Here is an 18,508-nt window from a genome sequence, read left to right on the forward strand (position 1 = left end):
TTTATACGCTTTTGGACAACATTTTCCTGTGGGTATGGATCGACATGACGATACCAAACCCGGCCATCAACACGATCAGTGCCGAGCCCCCGTAACTCACCAGCGGCAGCGGTACGCCGACAACCGGCAGAATCCCACTCACCATACCAATATTTACGAAGACATAAACGAACAAAATCAACATTAATCCGCCTGCCATCACGCGACCAAAGGTGGTTTGGGCGCGTGCGGCAATCCACAAACCTCGCATGATCAGCAGCACGTAGAGTGCAAGCAGAACCAGGATGCCAACCAGCCCTAACTCCTCAGCCAGAACGGCAAAGATAAAGTCGGTGTGGCGTTCCGGTAAAAATTCGAGCTGCGACTGCGTACCGTGCAGCCAGCCTTTGCCGCGCAGGCCGCCGGAGCCAATCGCAATCTTCGACTGAATAATATGATAGCCTGCGCCCAGCGGATCGGTCTCGGGATCGAGCAGCATCATAACGCGCTGACGCTGGTAATCATGCATCAGGAAGAACCAGAGGATAGGGATAAACGCGGCAACCAGCACCACGGCGATACCAATCAGACGCCAGCTCAGGCCGGACAGGAACAGGACGAACAGGCCGGAGAGGGCGATAAGAATCGAGGTACCGAGGTCCGGCTGTGCGGCCACGAGCAGCGTCGGCAGGAAAATCAGCACCAGCGCAATGGCGGTATTTTTCAACGACGGCGGGCAGACGTCGCGGTTAATAAAGCGCGCCACCATCAGCGGGACGGCGATTTTGGCGATTTCCGACGGCTGGAAGCGGACAATCCCCAGATCCAGCCAGCGCTGTGCCCCCTTCGAGATGGCGCCGAAAGCATCTACTGCCACCAACAAAATGATACAGAAAATATAGAGATAGGGCGCCCAGCCCTCGTACACGCGCGGCGGTATTTGCGCCATCACCACCATAATAACCAGACCCATGGCGATCTGGCCGATTTTACGCTCCATCATGCCGATATCCTGGCCGCTGGCGCTCCAGATAACGAGAGCGCTATAGACCAGCAGAGCCAGCAGAATCAGCAGCATGGCTGGGTCGATGTGGATCTTGTCCCACAGCGATTTTTTATTCGGATTATCCGTCATGATTATTGGTCCTCCGCCGCAGCGGCTGCCGGGTTTTCAGCTGGCAGTTCGGTGTTGTTGTCACCCAGCATGATGTGGTCGAGGATTTGACGCATGATGGTACCCACCGCCGGGCCTGCGCCGCCGTTCTCCAGAATCATCGCCACCGCAACCTGCGGGTTATCATAAGGGGCAAACGCCGTCATGAGCTTGTGGTCACGCAGACGTTCGGCAATTTTATGTGCGTTGTAAGTTTCATTCGCTTTAAGACCGAAGACCTGAGCCGTACCTGATTTCGCGGCTACCTTATACGGTGCGCCAGCGAAATATTTGTGCGCCGTCCCGTTAGGGCGGTTGGCTACACCGTACATGCCGTCTTTCGCGATTTCCCAGTATCCGGAATGAATGTCACCCACCGGCGGCTCGTGCGGCTGTATCCATGGCACTTTTTTGCCGTCTTCAACGGTGCTTTGCAGCAGGTGCGGCACTTTCACGACGCCATCGTTGATGAGGATCATCATCGCCTTGTTCATTTGCAGCGGCGTTGCCGTCCAGTAGCCCTGGCCGATCCCCACCGGAATGGTGTCACCCTGATACCAGGGTTTTTTAAAGCGCTTCAGCTTCCATTCGCGGGTTGGCATGTTGCCGGAACGCTCTTCCGCCAAATCTATACCGGTGTAATGCCCGTAGCCGAACTTGCTCATCCATTCAGACAGACGGTCAATACCCATGTCGTAGGCGACCTGATAGAAGAAGGTATCCGCCGACTCCTCCAGTGATTTGGTCACGTTCAGATGGCCGTGGCCCCATTTTTTCCAGTCGCGGTAGCGTTTCTCAGAGCCAGGCAACTGCCACCAGCCGGGGTCAAACAGACTGGTATTACGGGTGATGACGCCCGCGCTCAGCGCAGACACGGCGACATACGGTTTAACCGTTGAAGCTGGAGGATAAACCCCCTGCGTCGCGCGGTTTACCAGCGGCGTGTTTGGATCGTTGAGCAGGCCGGAGTAATCCTTGCTGGAGATGCCATCCACGAAGAGGTTCGGATCGTAGCTTGGCATCGAAACCATCGCCAGAATGCCGCCGGTACGCGGGTCGGTCACAATAACCGCAGCACGGCTACCCGCCAGCAGCGTCTCGATATACTGCTGTAGCTTCAGGTCGAGCGTCAGATAGACGTCATGCCCCGCCTGCGGGGGCACCTCTTTCAGTTGCCGGATCACGCGGCCACGGTTGTTAACTTCAACCTCTTCATACCCGGTCTGACCGTGCAGTACATCTTCGTAATAACGTTCGATCCCCAGCTTGCCAATATCATGGGTTGCGGCGTAGTTAGCCAGCTTGCCGTCTTTATCAAGGCGTTCGACGTCTTTATCGTTGATTTTGGAGACGTAACCAATGACGTGCGTCAGCGCGGAGCCGTAAGGATAGTAGCGGCGTTTATAGCCTTTGACTTCCACTCCGGGGAAACGGTACTGGTTAACGGCAAAACGGGCGACCTGCACTTCCGTCAGGTTGGTTTTTACCGGAATGGAGGTGAAGCGGTGAGAACGTGCGCGCTCTTTTTTGAACGCAGCGATATCGTCATCAGTCAGGTCGACAACGCTTCTCAGCGCGTTCAGGGTATCCTGCACGTTATCCACTTTCTCGGGCATCATCTCTATCTGGTAGATGGTGCGATTAAGCGCCAGCGGCGTGCCGTTACGATCGTAGATAATGCCGCGGCTGGGCGCGATGGGCACCAGCTTGATACGGTTTTCGTTTGAGCGGGTCTGGTAATCGGTATAGCGGACAATTTGCAGATTATAGAGGTTGGCGATCAGCACGCCGGTAAGCAGCAAAATCCCCGTAAAGGCGACCAGCGCCCGGCGCACAAACAGCGCGGACTCAGCCGTATAGTCGCGAAAAGAATTCTGTAGTTTCATCCGCTGCTTAAATTACCCTGGTCAGTCATTACTCGCGGTGATAAGGGTGGTTGGTAGTGATGCTCCATGCGCGATACAAACTTTCTGCCACGAGAACCCGTACAAGCGGGTGGGGCAGCGTCAGCGCCGAGAGTGACCAACTTTGTTCTGCTGCCGCTTTGCAGGCGGGAGATAACCCCTCTGGTCCGCCAATCAACAGACTGACGTCCCGACCATCCTGCTTCCAGCGCTCCAGTTCGTGCGCCAGCTGCGGCGTATCCCAGGGTTTGCCCGGGATATCGAGGGTCACGATGCGGTTTTTGCCTGCGGCAGCCAGCATCAGCTCTCCCTCTTTATCGAGAATACGTTTGATATCTGCGTTCTTGCCGCGCTTTCCTGCTGGGATCTCCACCAGTTCGAACGGCATATCTTTTGGGAAACGACGCAGATACTCAGTAAAACCGGTTTGTACCCAGTCCGGCATTTTGGTGCCGACGGCGACCAGTTGCAACTTCACGCATTAACCCCAGAGTTTTTCCAGCTCATACAGGCGACGACTCTCTTCCTGCATGACGTGGACAATCACATCGCCGAGATCGACAACCACCCAGTCAGCGGTCGCTTCACCTTCAACGCCCAGCGGAAGCAGCCCTGCCGCGCGCGATTCCTGAACAACATGGTCAGCAATCGAAACAACGTGACGAGTTGAGGTGCCGGTGCAGATGATCATGCAGTCGGTGATGCTGGATTTACCCTTAACGTCGATAGCGATGATGTCCTGACCTTTCAGGTCATCAATTTTGTCGATAACAAAATCCTGGAGTGCTTTACCCTGCAAGTTTTCCCCCTGGGTGAATGAGATTGTACAACTATGAATTCGTGGCCAGTCAGTATACCTGAACTGACGCCAGTCGCGGGACAAATGTCACCGCCCGGCTTTTGAAGGCGGGTATCATCCCACCCTCCGCCTGAGATTGCATCGCCATTTTTGTAAAACAATTTCCGTAAAGCAGCGATCGGCGGGAAAGTCTGGCAGCGGAGGATATCAGTATGGCTTAGCCTGTCAAGGCAGGATAATCATTAACGGACAATTTCGCCGGCGATGCTCAGACATCTGTACTTTTCTGATACAGACCGTGCGCAAGGATATAGGCCAGCACGGGCGAGGGGAGGAGATCGTCACAGTCTAAACCCTGCTGGAGACGCTCGCGGATGAGGGTCGCGGAAATATCAAACCACGGCGTTTCAGCGAGGTAAATTTTCCCGGCGGGGAGACTGTGCAGGTCTTCTATATTGTCCGTCAGATGTGCGTCAAGCCACTGCTGATGCTGCGCGTCGCGCATGGTCAGCGGGTAGCCCGGACGGCGGCAGACCAGCAGATGACTGTTTTCCAGAATGGTTTCGTACTGGTACCAGCTGGGAAAGTTGAGCAAGGAATCCTGGCCGATGATAAACGCCAGCGGTTTCATGGGCCCCTGCTCAGCGCGCCACTCCCGCAGCGTTTGCGATGTCCAGGAAGGGGTATCCCTGCGCAGTTCACGCTCATCCAGCGTGAAGAGAGGCTTATCGGCGATAGCCAGCGCGAGCATCGCTTTACGCTGCTCGCTGGTTGCTTCTGGCTGAGGACGGTGCGGCGGAACATTGTTGGGCATGATGATTACCCGCTGCAACCCAATCAAATTCGCGAGGATTTCTACCGGCTTAAGATGCCCATAGTGTACCGGGTCGAAGGTCCCGCCATACATTGCCTGTAAAGAATGCATATCACCCATCGATAAATACGTCTGCCAGCGCCTTATGGCAGAGCAGCAAAGAGAGACTCTCCAGCTCCGCCCAGACAGACTGACCGTAATCCTGTTTTAACGTCAGTTCGGCGCGCATCAGAAGTTGCACTGCCTGACGCAACTGCTTCTGGCTCAGGCGGTTTATCGCCTCCGTGGTCATCGCCCGACGGTTTTGCCAGACGCGATGTTTGTCGAATAAGGCGCGCAGGGGCGTGTGTGCTGACTGGCGTTTAAGGTTGTTCAGCAGCAGTAATTCGCGCTGGAGCGTACGGAGAAGGATGACCGGCTCACTCCCTTCCAGGCGCAGCTGTTGCAGGATGTGCAGAGCACGTTTACTTTTCGCCGACAGCAGCGCATCAACCCAGTGGAAGGGGGTAAAGTGCGCGGCATCATTCACCGCCTGTTCCACGCGCGGCAGCGTCAGCTTGCCATCGGGCCACAGCAGGGCGAGCCTGTCCAGCGCCTGCGCCAGTGCCAGAAGGTTGCCTTCGTAGCAGTAGCACAGGAGCTGACTGGCGGCCTCATCCAGCTGCAAATTGTGCTGCTTTGCTCGCGCGGCAACCCATTTTGGCAGATGCGCCTGCTCTGGAGTCTGGCAGGAGACAAGCACCGCACTGGGGGTTAGCCGGGTAAACCAGGCAGCGTTTTCCTGCGCTTTTGTGAGTTTGTTGCCGCGTACGATAAGCAGCAGATCGCCGTGTAACAAACTCACCAGCATAGCCAGCTGTTCATTGATGGCAGCGTTAGGACCATTCTCAGGCAGCAGGATCTGGATTGTCTGACGAGAGGCAAACAGGCTCATGGCCTGACAAAGCGAGAAGATAGCGTTCCAGTCGGTACTGTTATCGATCTGGAACGTATGATGCTCATCGAAACCCTGCGCGGCTGCCGCATGGCGAACCGCATCAAGGCTTTCCTGTAGTAACAGGGGGTCGTTGCCGAGTAGCAGATAGGCCGCGCGCAGCCCTTCGTTGAGCTGCGCGCGGAGTTGTTCAGGATACAACCTGATCATCAGTTACCCAGAGACGTTGGCATATCCGGCGTGCTGGCATCCGGTGTTTCGATAACGTCAGCGCCTTTTTTCGTCGACGCGGCAATGGCAGGCAGCCTGCGGATCAGCTGTTCCGCGGCCTTATCATACATTTCCTTGATGATAATCTGCTGTTCGGCGTCTTTTGCCAGCGCCGTCTGCGGGTTATCGAAGAACGAGCGGTAGACTTTGGTATTGATAGGGTAAATATCTTTACTTGGCATCAAGACGGCCGCATCAACGGTTAGCACCATCTGATATTCCGCCGTCCGCCCATCCTGGAAGATCGAGGCCGTATCTTGTGACAGCGTTGATTTCAGGACACGGAGCGAAGGAACATCCTGACGTAGGGTTCCCTTCTCGATCAGCTTAACATCGTTCAAACGCAGCTGGTTACGAATGGCCCGGCTCAGCGGTCCGTTCGGATCGGATGAGTCGAAGATCATCGTTTTCATCTGCGCAGGCACTGCCGTGGTGTTGCGCAGGTGCCAGCCGCAGCCAGCGGTGACAAGCACCGCCAGAGATAAGAGTATTGTTGCCAGTTGTCGCACGTTTCCTCCCGCGCTTAGCCAACGACCAGATTCAGCAGTTTACCAGGTACGTAGATCACTTTACGTACGGTAACGCCCTCAAGGTATTTAGCGACCAGATGCTCCTGGCCTGCGCGCTCGCGAACCTGTTCTTCGGTTGCGTCGACCGCGACGGTAATTTTACCGCGCACTTTACCGTTAACCTGCACCACCACCAGCGTGGTGTTTTCCACCATAGCGGATTCATCCGCCACTGGCCACGGCGCATTGTCGATATCGCCTTCGCCTTTCAGCTCCTGCCACAGGGTAAAGCTAACGTGCGGCGTGAACGGGTTCAGCATGCGAACGACCGCCAGCAGCGCTTCACGCATTAACGCGCGATCCTGCTCGCCATCCTGCGGGGCTTTCGCCAGCTTGTTCATCAGTTCCATAATAGCCGCAATTGCGGTATTGAAGGTCTGACGACGACCAATATCATCGGTGACTTTCGCAATAGTTTTATGAACATCACGACGCAGCGCCTGTTGATCTTCAGTCAGTGCAGCTACGTTCAGCGCTGGCGCATCGCCCTGAGAGGTGTGCTCGTAAACCAGTTTCCAGACGCGCTTCAGGAAGCGGTTGGCCCCTTCAACGCCGGATTCCTGCCACTCAAGGGTCATATCTGCCGGGGAAGCGAACATCATGAACAGACGCACGGTATCCGCACCATAACGCTCAACCATCACCTGCGGGTCGATGCCGTTATTTTTAGACTTGGACATCTTGCTCATGCCGGTATAAACCAGTTCATGACCTTCAGCGTCTTTCGCCTTCACGATACGGCCTTTCTCGTCGCGCTCGACAATCGCATCAACCGGAGAAACCCAGTTACGCTCGCCGTTCGCGCCAACGTAGTAGAACGCATCTGCCAGCACCATACCCTGACACAGCAGCTGTTTTGCCGGCTCGTCGGAGTTGACCAGGCCTGCGTCACGCATCAGTTTGTGGAAGAAGCGGAAGTAGAGCAGGTGCATGATGGCGTGTTCAATGCCACCGATGTAAATGTCTACCGGCAGCCAGTAGTTTGCTGCATCAGAATCCAGCATGCCTTCTTTGTACTGCGGGCAGGTGTAGCGCGCATAGTACCAGGAGGATTCCATAAAGGTGTCAAAGGTGTCGGTTTCACGCAGCGCTGGCTGACCGTTGACGGTGGTTTTCGCCCACTCAGGATCGGCTTTGATCGGGCTGGTGATGCCGTCCATGACCACGTCTTCCGGCAGGATCACCGGCAGCTGATCTTCTGGCGTTGGCATCACGGTACCATCTTCCAGCGTCACCATTGGGATTGGCGCACCCCAGTAACGCTGACGGGAAACGCCCCAGTCGCGCAGACGGTAGTTCACTTTACGCTCGCCCACGCCCAGGGAGGCCAGCTTGTCGGCGATGGCGTTGAAGCCCTCTTCAAAGCTCAGGCCGCTGAACTCACCGGAGTTAAACAGGGTGCCTTTTTCAGTCAGCGCTTGCTCAGAGAGATCGGGTTCAGAGCCGTCAGCAGCAAGAATAACAGGCTTGATGGTCAGGCCGTATTTGGTGGCAAATTCGTAGTCGCGCTGGTCGTGACCCGGCACGGCCATCACGGCGCCTGTGCCGTATTCCATCAGTACGAAGTTGGCGGCCCAGACAGGGATCGCTTCGCCCGTCAGCGGGTGGATCGCTTTGAAGCCGGTATCAACGCCTTTTTTCTCCATCGTCGCCATGTCGGCTTCGGCCACTTTCGTGTTGCGGCATTCGTCGATAAAGGTCGCCAGTTCTGGATTGTTTTCTGCCGCTTTCTGCGCCAGCGGGTGACCTGCGGCCACGGCCAGGTAGGTCGCGCCCATGAAGGTGTCCGGGCGGGTGGTGTAGACGGTCAGGGTCTGATCGTAGTTCTCAACGTTGAAGGTAATTTCCACACCTTCGGAACGGCCGATCCAGTTGCGCTGCATGGTCTTAACGGTATCTGGCCAGTGGTCCAGATTGTCCAGATCGTTCAGCAGTTCGTCAGCGTAGGCGGTGATTTTGATAAACCACTGCGGGATCTCTTTACGCTCTACTTTGGTGTCGCAGCGCCAGCAGCAGCCATCGATAACCTGTTCGTTCGCGAGAACGGTCTGGTCATTTGGGCACCAGTTAACGGCAGAGGTCTTCTTGTACACCAGGCCTTTTTTATACAGCTCGGTGAAGAACTTCTGCTCCCAGCGGTAGTATTCCGGGGTACAGGTTGCCAGCTCGCGGCTCCAGTCATAGCCGAAGCCCAGCATTTTCAGCTGGTTTTTCATGTACGCGATGTTGTCGTACGTCCACGGAGCCGGTGCCGTGTTGTTTTTCACCGCCGCGCCTTCAGCAGGCAGGCCGAACGCATCCCAGCCGATAGGCTGAAGAACGTTTTTGCCCAGCAAGCGCTGGTAGCGTGCAATCACGTCACCGATGGTGTAGTTACGCACGTGGCCCATGTGTAGTCGACCAGAAGGATAGGGAAGCATCGACAGGCAGTAATACTTCTCTTTGCTCTCGTCTTCGGTTACTTCAAAGGTGCGCTTCTCGTCCCAGTGTTGCTGGACTTTTGATTCTATCTCTTCCGGGCGGTATTGCTCTTGCATGGCAGCCAGTGGTCCTGTGTTCAATACAGCTACAAATGTAGCCAATGGATGTGGTAATTCAGATCCGCATAGCATAGCCCAAACGCCCGCGTCAAAACAGCCTTTCACGCAAATGCACTTTGCAGGAATTTACCGGGTCTGTGCTTCACCTGACAAAGCGGCGACGAAATAAGGTCTATTATTAGAGACAGTTACTTACCCGGGAGGCAAAATGATGAACAAGGTTGCTCAATTTTACCGTGAACTGGTAGCGACTCTGACGGAACGGCTGCGTAACGGCGAGCGTGATATCGACGCGCTGGTCGAACAGGCACGCGCACGCGTGACGCAAACGGGTGAGTTAACGCGAACCGAAGTGGAAGAGGTAACGCGCGCCGTGCGCCGCGACCTGGAGGAGTTCGCGCGAAGCTATGAAGAGAGCCAGGACGAGATCGCCGACAGCGTTTTTATGCGGGTCATTAAAGAGAGCCTGTGGCAGGAGCTGGCGGATATTACCGATAAAACTCAGCTGGAATGGCGTGAGGTGTTTCAGGATTTAAACCACCACGGTGTCTATCACAGCGGCGAAGTAGTGGGGTTGGGGAACCTGGTGTGTGAGAAGTGCCACCACCATATCGCCGTGTATACGCCGGAGGTGTTGTCGCTGTGTCCGAAGTGCGGTCACGACCAGTTCCAGCGTCGCCCGTTTGAGCCATAAGTAAAAGCGCAGGTTTATTCCCTCTCCCACAGGGAGAGGGTCGGGGTGAGGGCATCAGGCCGCAGAATAATAAGCCAGCCGCTCCGCCAACAAATCCACAAACGCTTCCCGATCGATATCCACCATCACCGTGGTATTCGGCTTGTTTCCCGTTAGCGAGTAATAGTCCACCACCGTCATTCCCTGGGTATATTTCCCCTGTGTTTCCACACCAACCCAACGCTCGACCGTGGTAAACATTTCCGGCTTCAGTAGCCAGGCGATGGTGCATGGGTCATGCAGCGGGGCACCGTGGAAGCCCCACTTCTCGGCTTTGTGATACTCCATAAAGAAATCGAGCAGCTCTGCCACGGTTGTTGCAACCAGGTTACCCACAGAACGGAATCGTTCGATGTCCTGCGCCATAATTTGTGCGCGGTGGGTAACGTCCAGCCCCGCCATCACAATCGGCAGGCCCGACTGGAAGACGATTTCCGCGGCTTCCGGGTCAACGAAGATGTTGAACTCTGCTGCTGGCGTCCAGTTCCCCAGCCCCATTGCCCCGCCCATGATGACGATACGGGCGATGTTGCTGTGCAGTTCAGGATGGCTGTTCAGCAGCAGCGCTACGTTGGTCTGCGGGCCGGTCGCCACCAGCGTCACGGGTTCTGCGCTTTCACGCAGCACCTTCGCCATGAGCTCGACGGCAGTGCAGTTTTGCGGTGCGAAATCCGGCTCCGGCAGCGCCGGGCCATCCAGCCCACTTTCACCGTGAACATTATCCGCAATGATCAGCTGGCGCATCAGCGGCTTAACGGCGCCACCTGCGACCGGAATATCGGTGCGTTTCAGCAGCGTCAACATGCGCAACACGTTTCGCAAGGTTTTATCCGGCGTCTGGTTCCCGGCGGAGGAGGTGACAGCTTTTACGTCCAGTTCAGGGGAAGCAAGAGCAAGGACGAGTGCGATCGCGTCATCATGACCCGGATCGCAGTCGAGAATAATTGGCTGTGCCATAGCGTTCTCCATTTTCAGCATTATTTGTGACAAGGTTAACGCTGTGATGTGACGCCGAATAGAAAAAGAGATCTAAAGCGTGAAGCAGTGCGCAATCCGCAGATTGCGCACTAAAAAGATTAATGCAGGATTTTGGCGAGGAAGTCTTTTGCACGTTCAGATTTAGGATTTGCGAAGAACTCTTCTTTTGGTGAGTCTTCAACAATTTTCCCTTCATCCATGAAGATCACGCGGTTGGCCACTTTACGGGCGAAGCCCATTTCATGCGTCACCACCATCATGGTCATCCCTTCGTGCGCCAGCTCCACCATGACGTCCAGTACTTCGTTGATCATCTCAGGATCGAGCGCGGACGTCGGCTCATCAAACAGCATAGCCACCGGATCCATGCACAGCGCACGCGCGATTGCCACACGCTGCTGTTGGCCGCCCGAAAGCTGTGCCGGGAACTTATCCGCATGTGCAGACAGCCCGACGCGTTCCAGCAACTTCAGCCCCTTTTCGCGCGCCGCTTTTTTGTCGCGCTTCAGCACTTTCACCTGCGCCAGCGTCAGGTTCTCAATGATGGAGAGGTGAGGGAACAGCTCAAAATGCTGGAACACCATCCCTACGTGGGAGCGAAGCTGGGCAAGGTTGGTTTTGCGGTCATTCACTTTGGTGCCGTTAACGACAATCTCGCCCTGCTGGACAGGTTCCAGCCCATTAACGGTTTTGATAAGCGTGGACTTACCGGAACCGGACGGACCGCATACCACCACCACATCGCCTTTTTTCACTTCTGTTGAGCAGTCGGTCAGCACCTGAAAGTGCCCATACCATTTAGAAACATTTTTCAGGGAAATCATTATACCGTCCTTTTCTTCAGCCAGCTGACCAACAGCGATGCGCTTAAACTAATCACAAAATAGACCCCGCCCGCGAAGAGGATCATCTCAACCTGCGTTCCGTCACGTTCGCCAATGGTGGAGGCGGTACGGAAGAAGTCTGCCAGACTCAGCACGTAGACCAGGGAGGTATCCTGGAACAGGACGATGCCCTGCGTCAGCAGCAGCGGAACCATGGCGCGAAACGCCTGCGGCAGAATAATGAGCTTCATAGACTGCCAGTGCGTCATACCGAGCGCCAGCGCAGCGCTGGACTGCCCGCGCGAGATACTCTGAATACCGGCGCGGATGATCTCTGAGTAGTAGGCGGCTTCAAACATGGAAAACGCCACCATGGCAGAGATCAGGCGGATATCGGTCTTTGGCGACAGTCCCAGTACGTTCTGTAAAAAGCCGGGAACAATCAGATAAAACCACAGCAGCACCATGACCAGTGGAATGGAGCGGAACACGTTAACGTAAGCCGTGGCAAACCAGGCGAGCGGCTTAAAGCTCGACAGGCGCATCACTGCCAGCAGGGTGCCCCAGACAATACCGACGATAATGGCGATAACGGTGATCTTTAAGGTGATTGCCAGTCCATCCAGCAGATAGGGCATGGAGGGAACAATGGAACTCCAGTCAAAATCGTACATTTATTTGCCCCCCAGATTGCCCGGCAGGCGTACTTTGCGTTCAACCAGGTTCATCACCAGCATGATGAATGCGTTAATCAGAACATAGGCGAGCGTGATCGCCGTGAAGGATTCCCATGCGTGAGCGGAATAATCCAGCAGTTTGCCCGCCTGCGCCGCCATATCTACCAGACCAATGGTTGAGGCGATAGCCGAGTTTTTTACCAGGTTCATCATTTCGGACGTCATCGGCGGAACGATGACGCGGTAAGCGTTCGGCAGCAGTACGTAACGGTAGGCCTGAGGCAGAGTCAGGCCCATCGCCAGTGCCGCATTCTTTTGCCCGCGCGGCAGTGACTGTATGGCGGCACGTACCTGCTCGCAGACGCGCGCAGCGGTGAACAGCCCCAGACACAGCATAGAGGAGACAAAAAATTGTACGTTAGGATCCAGCTCGGCCTTAAACCACATGCCGAGATCTTCCGGCAGCAGTTCCGGGATCACCAGATACCAGGTAAAGAACTGCACGATCAGCGGAACGTTACGGAACAGTTCCACATAGAGCGTGCCAATTGAAGAGAGAAAACGGTTAGGGACGGTACGCAGAATACCGAACAGCGAACCGACAAGAAACGCGATAATCCACGCCGTTATCGATAACGCAACGGTAACCTGAAAGCCGCTCCACAGCCAGCCGAGATAGGTGGTGTTGCCGAACGGGGCTTGTTGCAGAAAGATGCCCCAGTTCCAGTCAATTGACATAGTAAACTCCAGAAAAAAAAGGGTAGCAGCGCTACCCTCGAAGATTGGTGAGAAGCTCAATTTTTGCGCTGAGTGGGGAACGACCACTCAACGTATAGTCTGTCCATGCTTCCCGACAATCGAGAGGGCAGGAGATCCCGCCCCTGTCGTTCTAATTAGTTAAGAGCTTTGTCGTTTGGTGATTTGAACAGCGCTTTCATGTCGTCAGACAGTTCAAAGTTCATGTTCAGGTTTTTTGGTGGAATTGGGTTCTTGAACCATTTGTCGAACCATTTTGCCGCTTCGCCGGAGGTTTGCGCCTGAGCGATGGTGTCATCGATCAGTTTCTTGAAGTCCTCGTCACCTTTACGCAGCATACAGCCGTAGGCTTCTTTCGACTGGGCGGTACCGACGATTTCCCAGTTGTCTGGTTTCTTCGCCTTGGCGCGCTCGCCTGCCAGCAGAGCGTCATCCATCATAAACGCGACGGCACGGCCGCTTTCCAGGGTACGGAAGGAGTCGCCATGGTCTTTCGCGCTGATGATGCGCATGTCCATTTTCTTCTCGTCGTTCAGCTTGTGCAGCAGCACTTCGGACGTGGTACCGGAGGTCACGACAACCGCTTTGCCTTTCAGGTCAGCAAAATCTTTGATGTCGCCGCCTTTCTTCGTCAGCAGGCGGGTGCCCACAACGAAGATGGTGTCCGAGAAAGCGGCCTGTTTCTGACGCTCAAGGTTGTTGGTGGTTGAGCCACATTCAAAATCAAATGTGCCGTTTTGCAGCAGAGGAATACGGTTCTGTGAAGTGATGGGGATCAGCTTCACTTGCAGGTCAGGTTTGTTCAACTTTTTCTTCACGGCTTCAACGATGGCGTTGGAGTAATCCTGTGAATAGCCCACGACTTTTTGCGTGTTGTCGTAGTAAGAGAACGGGACAGAAGATTCACGGTGGCCGACCACGATCACGCCGTTTTTGGCAATCTTGTCGAGAGTGCTTCCTGCTGCCGGAGCGTCTTCAGCGTGGACAACCCCCGCAGACATTCCCATAACCAGCATTGCTGTGGCCAGTTTACGTAATTGCATACCCAACTCCTTTCTTATCAGCGCCAGTGACGCATAGATACCCATTGTGATGTTGTTATATCTCGCGCAATGCGAGTGCAGTGTTATGCAAGCTTGTTAACATTTAGTCTGGCTTAATGTAAAGATTTTGCTGCGTTATTGTTTATTTTTGCGAAGCGCGCCGCACCATTCAGAGGCAATAATCCCTCGTTGCACCATTTCGGTGCTACCGATGATCTACGCTGGTGCGACAAGGTTGCACGTTAAGCCAGACAGCGTTGATGTAATTAAACAAAGCAACAGGCGTGCCAGAATTGAAGTTTGGGAGGAAATTGTCGGGTGGCGCCGGCGCCGGAGAGCAGGCCGGGTAAGGCGTAGCCGCCACCCGGCAACAGAAGGTAAGGTTATTTACGACGCTGACGCAGGCTCATCAGCACTGCGCCAAAGCCGAACAGCACGGTCAAAATCCACAGCGGCCAGTTCCCGGTGCGCGCGTAAGGGGTGAGCCCGGTAGTTGGCGTGACGTTAGTAGTCAGCACCTCACGGGTAAATTGCGGGATCATGGCCTGGATTTCACCCTGCGGACCAATCACGGCGGTAATGCCGTTATTGGTGCTGCGCAGCAACGGACGCGCCAGCTCCAGAGAACGCATTCGCGCCATCTGGAAGTGCTGCCACGGACCAATCGATTTACCGAACCACGCATCGTTTGAGATGGTCAGCAGATAGTCGGTGTCCGGGCGGAAATTATCGCGCACCTGCTCGCCGAGGATAATCTCGTAGCAAATGGCGGCCGTCAGGGCAAAACCGTGCGCATGCAGCTGCGGCTGAACGTAAGGGCCCCGGCTGAATGAGGACATCGGCAAATCAAAGAACGGTGCCAGTGGGCGCAGAATAGACTCCAGCGGAACAAATTCGCCAAACGGTACAAGGTGGTTTTTGTTGTAACGATTGGTCGAGGTATAGCTGTATTCGCTGCCCTTACCGAGCGTAATGATCGTGTTGTACGTGTCATAGCGGTTCTGCTGATTGAGACGCGCATCCACAATTCCGGTGATCAGCGTACTGCCGCGTGCGCGCAGCAGATCGTCCATCATCTTCAGGAAGGGCTGCTGATTGATCTCCAGGTCTGGGATCGCAGACTCAGGCCAGATGATGAGCTGCGATTTGCCCATCACCTTTTCAGTGGCGTTGGCGTAGATTTTCAGCGTGTTCAGCAGCTGATTCTCATCCCATTTCAGGGACTGCGGGATATCGCCCTGGACCAGAGAAACCTGCGTGGCGCGCGCGGGCTCCAGCGTAAACCACTGGATATAACGCAGCGGGAAGGGCAGGGCAAACAGGATTAACGCGGCAACCAGCGGCTTCCAGTTACGTGTCACCAGGGCCAGCACCAGCAGGCCGCTGACGATCATCAACAGGAAGTTGATGGCTTCCACGCCCATGACCGGGGCCAGGCCTTTCAGCGGGCCGTCTACCTGGCTATAGCCGAACTGCAACCACGGGAAGCCGGTCAGTACCCAGCCGCGCAGAAATTCGGTGATTTGCCAGACAACGGGTGCCGCTATCGCCACGCGCAGCCAGGTCGTTTTTGGCCACAGGCGAGACAGGATGCCCGCGAACAGGCCAGTGTAGAGCGAAAGATAGGCGGCGAGCAGCACAACCAGGAAGACGTTAACCGGCCCCGGCATTCCGCCAAATTGCGCGATACTGACGTAGACCCAGTTGATACCAGAGCCAAACAGTCCCAGCCCCCAGAAGTAGCCGATGGCCGCGGCCTGTACCGGACGACGGTTCAGGGTAAGCCCCTGTAGCCCCATCAGGGAGAGAATAGCGGCTGGCCAGATATCGTAAGGAGAAAAAGCCAGCGTACCGCTGGCTCCGAGTAACAGCGCCAGCAGCAAACGGACGCGCTGGCGTTCAAAGAGTGGGGCAAATGCCATTTACATTAATCTTCCAGTTTTGGCACCGGTGAGTCGTCCGGCATTCTGACGTGAACCTGAATAATACGTCGGCTGTCAGCCATTGCGACCTTGAACTGGTAACCATCGATGTCAACGGTTTCACCGCGGGCCGGAAGATGGCCGAAGGCCTGCATCACCAGACCACCAATGGTGTCCACTTCTTCATCGCTGAAGCTGGTGCCAAAGGTATCGTTGAAGTCTTCAATGGAGGCCAGCGCGCGCACGGTCCAGGTGTGGCGGCTCAGCTGACGGAAGTCGATATCCTCTTCTTCGTCATACTCGTCTTCGATTTCGCCCACGATCAGCTCAAGGATGTCTTCGATTGTGACCAGACCGGAAACGCCACCAAATTCATCAATAACAATCGCCATGTGATAGCGCTGGGAGCGAAACTCCTTCAGCATCCGATCCACACGCTTACTTTCCGGCACAACCACGGCCGGGCGTAACACCTTTTCCATACTGAAGGCTTCGGCATCGCTGCGCATAAACGGCAGCAGATCTTTCGCCATCAAAATCCCTTCAATGTGATCTTTATCTTCGCTGATGACCGGGAAACGTGAGTGAGCCGATTCGATAATCACATCGAGGCACTCGTCCAGCGTCTGGTTGCGTTTCAGGGTAATCATCTGCGAGCGGGGGATCATGATGTCGCGGACGCGCTGGTCGGCGATGTCCATCACCCCTTCGAGCATTTCGCGCGTATCTTCGTCGATAAGGTCGTTCTGCCCGGAATCACGAATCAGCTCCAGCAGTTCATCACGGTTCTTCGGTTCGCCGTGGAAAAGCTGGTTCAGAATGAGGGAGAAAAATCCCTTTTTAGTGGTTGTCGTGTCGCTACTGTGTGAATTGTCGTCGCTCATGGCGTTTGTTAAGGGTTCTCTTGTTAGTTCAACGTTAACCGCCGCGCTATGTCCCTGCGCGGCGGCATGGTAGTCAGTGACTGACTATTCTTTCTCGGCAATGTACGGATCCTCATAGCCCAGAGCAAGCATTATCTCTGTCTCGAGGGATTCCATCTCTTCCGCTTCGTCATCTTCAATATGGTCGTAACCCAGAAGATGCAGGCTACCGTGCACCACCATGTGTGCCCAGTGCGCTTCCAGCGGCTTTTGCTGCTCTTTGGCTTCCTGCTCAACCACCTGACGGCAGATGATCAGATCGCCCAGCAGCGGCATCTCAATGCCCGGAGGGGCTTCGAACGGGAAAGAGAGCACGTTGGTCGGCTTATCTTTCCCGCGGTAGGTCAGGTTGAGCTCATGGCTTTCTGCTTCATCCACCAGGCGAATCGTGACCTCTGATTCTTCCTGAAACTGGGGGATAACGGCATCCAGCCATTTCTGAAACTGTGCCTCTTCTGGCATGCCGGAATTATCTTCACAGGCCAGCTGTAAATCGAGGATCACCTGACTCATTTCTGTTCATGCTCCTGCGCTTCGCGCTTACGTTCTGCGGCCAGTTCGGCCCTGCGCTTCTGATCTGCCTCTTCCCAGGCCTCATAAGCGTTAACGATACGCGCGACCACCGGATGGCGTACCACGTCTTCACTGTGGAAGAAGTTGAAGCTGATTTCCTCTACCTCGGCCAGGACTTCGATGGCGTGACGCAGACCCGATTTGGTGTTACGCGGCAGGTCAATCTGGGTGACGTCACCGGTGATAACCGCTTTCGAGTTAAAGCCAATACGCGTCAGGAACATCTTCATCTGTTCGATAGTGGTGTTCTGGCTCTCATCCAGAATGATGAACGCGTCGTTAAGCGTACGGCCACGCATGTAGGCCAGCGGGGCCACTTCAATCACGTTACGCTCGATGAGCTTTTCAACTTTCTCGAAGCCGAGCATTTCGAACAGCGCGTCATACAGCGGGCGCAGATACGGGTCGACCTTCTGGCTCAGATCGCCCGGCAGGAAGCCCAGTTTTTCACCGGCTTCAACAGCAGGGCGGGTCAGCAGGATACGGCGGATCTCCTGACGCTCAAGCGCATCGACCGCAGCGGCAACGGCCAGATAGGTTTTACCCGTACCCGCCGGGCCCACGCCGAAGGTGATGTCATGGTCGAGAATATTGGCGATGTACTGCGCCTGGTTCGGGGTACGAGGCTTAATCACGCCGCGTTTAGTTTTGATGTTGATGGCTTTGCCATACTCCGGCACGCTCTCCGCGCTCTGCTCAAGCACGCGCGCCTCTTTGATGGCCAGGTGGATCTGTTCAGGTTCAATATCCTGGATCTCACCGCGCATCGGGGCGGTATCAACATACAGGCTGCGGAGAATATCTGCCGCGGCGTTAACGCAGATTGGGCGTCCGGTGAGTTTGAAATGGTTATCGCGACGATTGATTTCGATACCCAGACGTCGCTCCAGTTGTTTGATATTGTCATCAAACGGCCCGCACAGGCTCAGCAGGCGAGCGTTGTCTGCGGGCTCAAGGCTAATTTCACGCGTATCTATGTTCAAACTGTTCCTCTTTAATTGGTTAACTGACCTGTGGCCACACGGCGTAATAAAACGGTCATTACCGAAATTATTCACGCCATAGAATAAAGGCGCAAGCGTTACGGTAGATATTGGGGGTGATGAGAGGAAATACA

Annotated in this window: 18 protein-coding genes; 1 reads left to right on the forward strand and 17 read right to left on the reverse strand. The window is 55.2% G+C overall.

The annotated features are described in order from the left end of the window. Nucleotide 1: 1 nt before the first annotated feature. From mrdB to leuS, 8 genes are all read right to left on the reverse strand, one after another. Nucleotides 2-1,114 (reverse strand): peptidoglycan glycosyltransferase MrdB, encoded by a 1,113-nt coding sequence (gene mrdB / locus RY075_RS06550; protein WP_015571139.1) that lies wholly within the window; start codon nt 1,112-1,114, stop codon nt 2-4. Nucleotides 1,115-1,116: 2 nt separating this feature from the next. Next, a complete protein-coding gene (mrdA, locus tag RY075_RS06555; protein WP_015571138.1) occupies nt 1,117-3,018 on the reverse strand; it encodes a peptidoglycan DD-transpeptidase MrdA in 1,902 nt (633 codons plus the stop codon). A gap of 28 nt (nt 3,019-3,046) precedes the next feature. Beyond that, nucleotides 3,047-3,514 carry a 23S rRNA (pseudouridine(1915)-N(3))-methyltransferase RlmH gene (gene rlmH, locus RY075_RS06560; RefSeq protein ID WP_003858701.1) on the reverse strand — a complete coding sequence of 156 codons (468 nt, stop codon included), beginning with the start codon at nt 3,512-3,514 and terminating at the stop codon, nt 3,047-3,049. Between the two features lie 3 nt (nt 3,515-3,517). Further along, nucleotides 3,518-3,835 carry a ribosome silencing factor gene (rsfS, locus tag RY075_RS06565; RefSeq protein ID WP_003858696.1) on the reverse strand — a complete coding sequence of 106 codons (318 nt, stop codon included), beginning with the start codon at nt 3,833-3,835 and terminating at the stop codon, nt 3,518-3,520. Nucleotides 3,836-4,103: 268 nt separating this feature from the next. Continuing rightward, entirely contained in the window at nt 4,104-4,769 is a 666-nt protein-coding gene (gene nadD / locus RY075_RS06570) for a nicotinate-nucleotide adenylyltransferase (RefSeq protein WP_032608857.1), read from the reverse strand. Continuing rightward, nucleotides 4,762-5,793: a DNA polymerase III subunit delta gene (gene holA, locus RY075_RS06575; RefSeq protein WP_032608858.1), complete on the reverse strand. Its 1,032-nt coding sequence runs from the start codon at nt 5,791-5,793 to the stop codon at nt 4,762-4,764. The genes nadD and holA overlap by 8 nt, the downstream gene beginning before the upstream one ends. Then, nucleotides 5,793-6,362 carry an LPS assembly lipoprotein LptE gene (gene lptE / locus RY075_RS06580; protein ID WP_338628334.1) on the reverse strand — a complete coding sequence of 190 codons (570 nt, stop codon included), beginning with the start codon at nt 6,360-6,362 and terminating at the stop codon, nt 5,793-5,795. The genes holA and lptE overlap by 1 nt, the downstream gene beginning before the upstream one ends. 14 nt (nt 6,363-6,376) lie before the next feature. Continuing rightward, entirely contained in the window at nt 6,377-8,959 is a 2,583-nt protein-coding gene (gene leuS, locus RY075_RS06585) for a leucine--tRNA ligase (RefSeq protein WP_338628335.1), read from the reverse strand. A 214-nt stretch (nt 8,960-9,173) separates the two neighbouring features. On the opposite strand from leuS, the gene RY075_RS06590 reads away from it, so the two are divergent. Next, the gene (locus RY075_RS06590) at nt 9,174-9,656 is read left to right on the forward strand and encodes a zinc ribbon-containing protein (RefSeq protein ID WP_003858689.1); all 483 of its coding nucleotides are present in this window, start codon (nt 9,174-9,176) and stop codon (nt 9,654-9,656) included. Between the two features lie 54 nt (nt 9,657-9,710). Here RY075_RS06590 and rihA read toward each other — a convergent pair whose 3' ends face one another. The 9 genes from rihA to RY075_RS06635 form a co-directional block, all read right to left on the reverse strand. Continuing rightward, complete coding sequence (rihA, locus tag RY075_RS06595; RefSeq protein ID WP_232967341.1) at nt 9,711-10,652, reverse strand: pyrimidine-specific ribonucleoside hydrolase RihA; 942 nt, start codon at nt 10,650-10,652, stop codon at nt 9,711-9,713. Between the two features lie 119 nt (nt 10,653-10,771). Continuing rightward, entirely contained in the window at nt 10,772-11,497 is a 726-nt protein-coding gene (locus tag RY075_RS06600) for an amino acid ABC transporter ATP-binding protein (RefSeq protein WP_006809622.1), read from the reverse strand. Next, complete coding sequence (gltK, locus tag RY075_RS06605; RefSeq protein ID WP_003858686.1) at nt 11,497-12,171, reverse strand: glutamate/aspartate ABC transporter permease GltK; 675 nt, start codon at nt 12,169-12,171, stop codon at nt 11,497-11,499. Before gltK ends, RY075_RS06600 begins: the two co-directional genes overlap by 1 nt. Then, nucleotides 12,172-12,912, reverse strand: a complete 741-nt coding sequence (gene gltJ, locus RY075_RS06610; RefSeq protein ID WP_015571133.1) for a glutamate/aspartate ABC transporter permease GltJ — start codon at nt 12,910-12,912, stop codon at nt 12,172-12,174. It lies immediately after the preceding gene. A gap of 155 nt (nt 12,913-13,067) precedes the next feature. Continuing rightward, nucleotides 13,068-13,973, reverse strand: a complete 906-nt coding sequence (locus tag RY075_RS06615; protein WP_003858681.1) for an amino acid ABC transporter substrate-binding protein — start codon at nt 13,971-13,973, stop codon at nt 13,068-13,070. Nucleotides 13,974-14,356: 383 nt separating this feature from the next. Further along, the gene (gene lnt, locus RY075_RS06620; protein WP_023315631.1) at nt 14,357-15,895 is read right to left on the reverse strand and encodes an apolipoprotein N-acyltransferase; all 1,539 of its coding nucleotides are present in this window, start codon (nt 15,893-15,895) and stop codon (nt 14,357-14,359) included. Between the two features lie 5 nt (nt 15,896-15,900). Then, the gene (gene corC / locus RY075_RS06625; RefSeq protein ID WP_003858679.1) at nt 15,901-16,779 is read right to left on the reverse strand and encodes a CNNM family magnesium/cobalt transport protein CorC; all 879 of its coding nucleotides are present in this window, start codon (nt 16,777-16,779) and stop codon (nt 15,901-15,903) included. A gap of 84 nt (nt 16,780-16,863) precedes the next feature. After that, entirely contained in the window at nt 16,864-17,331 is a 468-nt protein-coding gene (gene ybeY, locus RY075_RS06630; RefSeq protein ID WP_003858677.1) for an rRNA maturation RNase YbeY, read from the reverse strand. Next, nucleotides 17,328-18,374, reverse strand: a complete 1,047-nt coding sequence (locus RY075_RS06635; RefSeq protein ID WP_086626349.1) for a PhoH family protein — start codon at nt 18,372-18,374, stop codon at nt 17,328-17,330. Before RY075_RS06635 ends, ybeY begins: the two co-directional genes overlap by 4 nt. Nucleotides 18,375-18,508: the final 134 nt, after the last annotated feature.

Source organism: Enterobacter sp. JJBC (genome assembly GCF_036936505.1).
GTDB classification, from domain to species: domain Bacteria; phylum Pseudomonadota; class Gammaproteobacteria; order Enterobacterales; family Enterobacteriaceae; genus Enterobacter; species Enterobacter hormaechei_C.